Origin of the sequence: Roseateles sp. (assembly GCF_036404855.1) — a bacterium.
GTDB lineage: Bacteria > Pseudomonadota > Gammaproteobacteria > Burkholderiales > Burkholderiaceae_C > Pelomonas.
Genome location: NZ_DASWYS010000272.1, coordinates 1 through 2442, shown reverse-complemented (window position 1 = coordinate 2442; position 2442 = coordinate 1). Strand labels below are relative to the sequence as shown.

Sequence of the window (2442 nt, the reverse complement as noted above, 5' to 3'; positions counted from 1 at the left end):
GCGCACCTTGCCGCTCTTGAGCAACGACAGGTTGGCTTCCGTGATGCCCACGCGCTCCGCCAGCTCGCGCGAGCGCATCTTGCGGCGCGCGAGCATGATGTCCAGGGTGACGACGATGGGCATCTAGACGAATTCGGCGTTTTCGTCGGCGACACGCGCGGCTTCGGACAGCACCTGAGCAAGTGCCAGGAGCAGCAGGCCGAAGAGCAGGGCCAGGTAGTGGTCGGACGACAGGCCCAACCACAGCTGGCGCTCGCCCTTGGGATTGCCCCAGGTCACGGCGAGGATGCCAAGCGTTTGGCCCAGGGGCTGGGCGGCGGCCAGTGCGCACAGGCCCAGACCCAGCCGGCGCAGGTGGAGGGCCGGCCGGCGCGCCAGCAGTTCGCCCTGGGCGAAGCAGCCGAACAGGGCCCACATCTGCCACAGCGCGAACAGGCTGACCGAGGTGGGCAGCAGCGACGCCGCCAAGCCCCACAGCCGCGAGCCGAGGTCGATCTGCAGCTTGCTCAGGTGCCAGGTGCGGGTGGCGACCTCGGCCACCCAGTCGGGCTGGGCCCAGAAGATGAACGGCAGGGTGCCGATGACGACGACGCCCAGCAGGCTGAGCAGCCGCACGATCCAGGCCAGGCGGCGGATGCGTCGCAGGCCGTCGGCGGAGAAGGAGTCAGGCATGAGGCTGTCGTAAAACAAGAAAAACTTACTGTAAAACAATAATAGCTGGCTGTGGAACAGTGAAGCAACCCGTCCCCGAGAATCAGGGGATGAGCAAGAAGAGCAGCCACGTCAGCGAGACCCCCGCGACCCAGGCCCTGAAGCGCGCCGGCATCGCATTCACCGAACATGTCTATGACTATGTGGAGCACGGCGGCACGTCGGAATCGTCCCGGCAGCTCGGTGTGGATGAGCATGCCGTCGTCAAGACGCTGGTCATGCAGGACGAGAAGGGGGAGCCGCTGATCGTGCTGATGCATGGCGACTGCACGGTCAGCCTGAAGGAGTTGGCGCGGCAGATCCCCTGCAAGAAGGTGGAGCCCTGCAAGCCCGACGTGGCCCAGCGCCACAGCGGCTACCAGGTGGGTGGCACGTCACCGTTTGGCGCTCGCAAGGCGATGCCTGTGTTCGTCGAGGCCAGCATCCTGGCGCTGGAGAAGATCTGCATCAATGGCGGCCGGCGCGGCTACCTGGTGGGCATCGAGCCGAAGGTGCTCGTGGACCTGCTGGGCGCCCGGCCGGTCCATTGCGCGCTGCGCGCCTAGCCGCCCGCCGTCGAGGAACCGCCCGCTGTCGAGGAACATTACAGCGGAGTGAGTGCATCTGAGGTGATTTGCGAATAAATAAATCTCAATCAGTCACTTATGACTCATGGCTCGAAATATGCATGGAAGCTGTCGTGACCAGCTCACCAAGGAGACGCCATGAGAACCTTCACCCGTATTGCGGCGATCTGGGGCTTTGCAGCCGCTGCCGTCGCCCTCTCAACACCGGCCCAGGCCAGCCTGACGCTCACGGCGTCCGGCACTTCCAGCGGCTTTTCGCTGACGACTTTCGCGGACTTCAGCTCCGTCACGGGCGGCGGCTGCTGCAATGGCCCGTTCGGTGTCGCGGTGAGCGGCAACGGCAACGTGCTGGTCTCGGTCAGCGGCACCCGGTACGTCTTCAACAACACCGATGGCCAGGCCCCGGGCACAGCCCTTGGCACGACGAGCAGCTCGTCGTTCACGGCCGCCTACGCCCGCGCAGGCGGCCTGGCGTACGGCGCTGATTCCGGGCGCTTCGTCCAGTTCAAGGACAACGGTGCCGTCGACCATGTGCTGACAGGCGTGACACCCGGCACCTACCTGGGCATGTGGGGGGCGCCCAACGGGCACATCATCGCGACCAGCGGTTCGGGCCTGATCGACATCGACCCGCTGGCGGCCGGTGGTGCCGGCAGCTACCGGATCATCAACGGCGCCCTGGGCGACGGCGTCACGGTTTCCCCCGACGGCCTGGTGGCCTACCTCGAGCAGTCGGGCGGCATCCAGGGCTACAGCATCGCCACGGGAGCCCCGGTCGGCCCGTTCATCAGCGTGCCGGGCAACAGCGCGGACGGCACCGGCATGATCATTGGCGGCGCGCTGAACGGGAACCTGATCATCAACAACAACAACGGTGACGTCGACATGTGGGACTTCGGCACCAGCACGATGATCACGCTGGCCACCGGCTCTTCGCCGTTCGGCGCCGATCGTGGCGACTACGTCGCCATCGACACCAAGGGCTGCCTGTTCCTTGACGAGGGCAACCGCGTCGATCGCTTGTGCCTCGCGGGCGCCAGCATCGGCGAGCCGGGGGGCGGCAACACCGTGCCTGAGCCCGCTGCCATGCTGCTCGTGGGCGCCGCGCTGCTCGGTCTCGGCGCCACTCGCCGCCGTTCCTGACGCGGCGATGCCCCGGGCCGCG

4 protein-coding genes are annotated in these 2442 nt (G+C 66.7%); 2 read left to right on the top strand and 2 right to left on the bottom strand.

Annotated elements, in window-relative coordinates; genetic code table 11:
- The coding region (locus tag VGF12_RS18015) for a helix-turn-helix domain-containing protein (protein WP_331177425.1) at positions 1-123 on the bottom strand (123 nt) is incomplete at its 3' end.
- The gene (locus VGF12_RS18010) at positions 124-672 is read right to left on the bottom strand and encodes a DUF2975 domain-containing protein (protein ID WP_331177424.1); all 549 of its coding nucleotides are present in this window, start codon (positions 670-672) and stop codon (positions 124-126) included.
- 89 nt (positions 673-761) lie between these two features.
- Here VGF12_RS18010 and ybaK point away from each other — a divergent pair, with 89 nt between their 5' ends.
- Together ybaK and VGF12_RS18000 are read left to right on the top strand one after the other, a co-directional pair.
- Positions 762-1256, top strand: coding sequence for a Cys-tRNA(Pro) deacylase (gene ybaK / locus VGF12_RS18005; RefSeq protein WP_331177423.1), 495 nt, complete (start codon positions 762-764; stop codon positions 1254-1256).
- Between the two features lie 159 nt (positions 1257-1415).
- Positions 1416-2420 carry a PEP-CTERM sorting domain-containing protein gene (locus tag VGF12_RS18000; RefSeq protein WP_331177422.1) on the top strand — a complete coding sequence of 335 codons (1005 nt, stop codon included), beginning with the start codon at positions 1416-1418 and terminating at the stop codon, positions 2418-2420.
- The last annotated feature ends 22 nt before the right edge of the window (positions 2421-2442 follow it).

Coding starts and splice junctions, on each gene's coding strand:
- ybaK (WP_331177423.1), top strand. CDS start 762: ATGAGCAAGAAGAGCAGCCACGTCAGCGAGACCCCCGCGACCCAGGCC.
- VGF12_RS18010 (WP_331177424.1), bottom strand. CDS start 672: ATGCCTGACTCCTTCTCCGCCGACGGCCTGCGACGCATCCGCCGCCTG.
- VGF12_RS18000 (WP_331177422.1), top strand. CDS start 1,416: ATGAGAACCTTCACCCGTATTGCGGCGATCTGGGGCTTTGCAGCCGCT.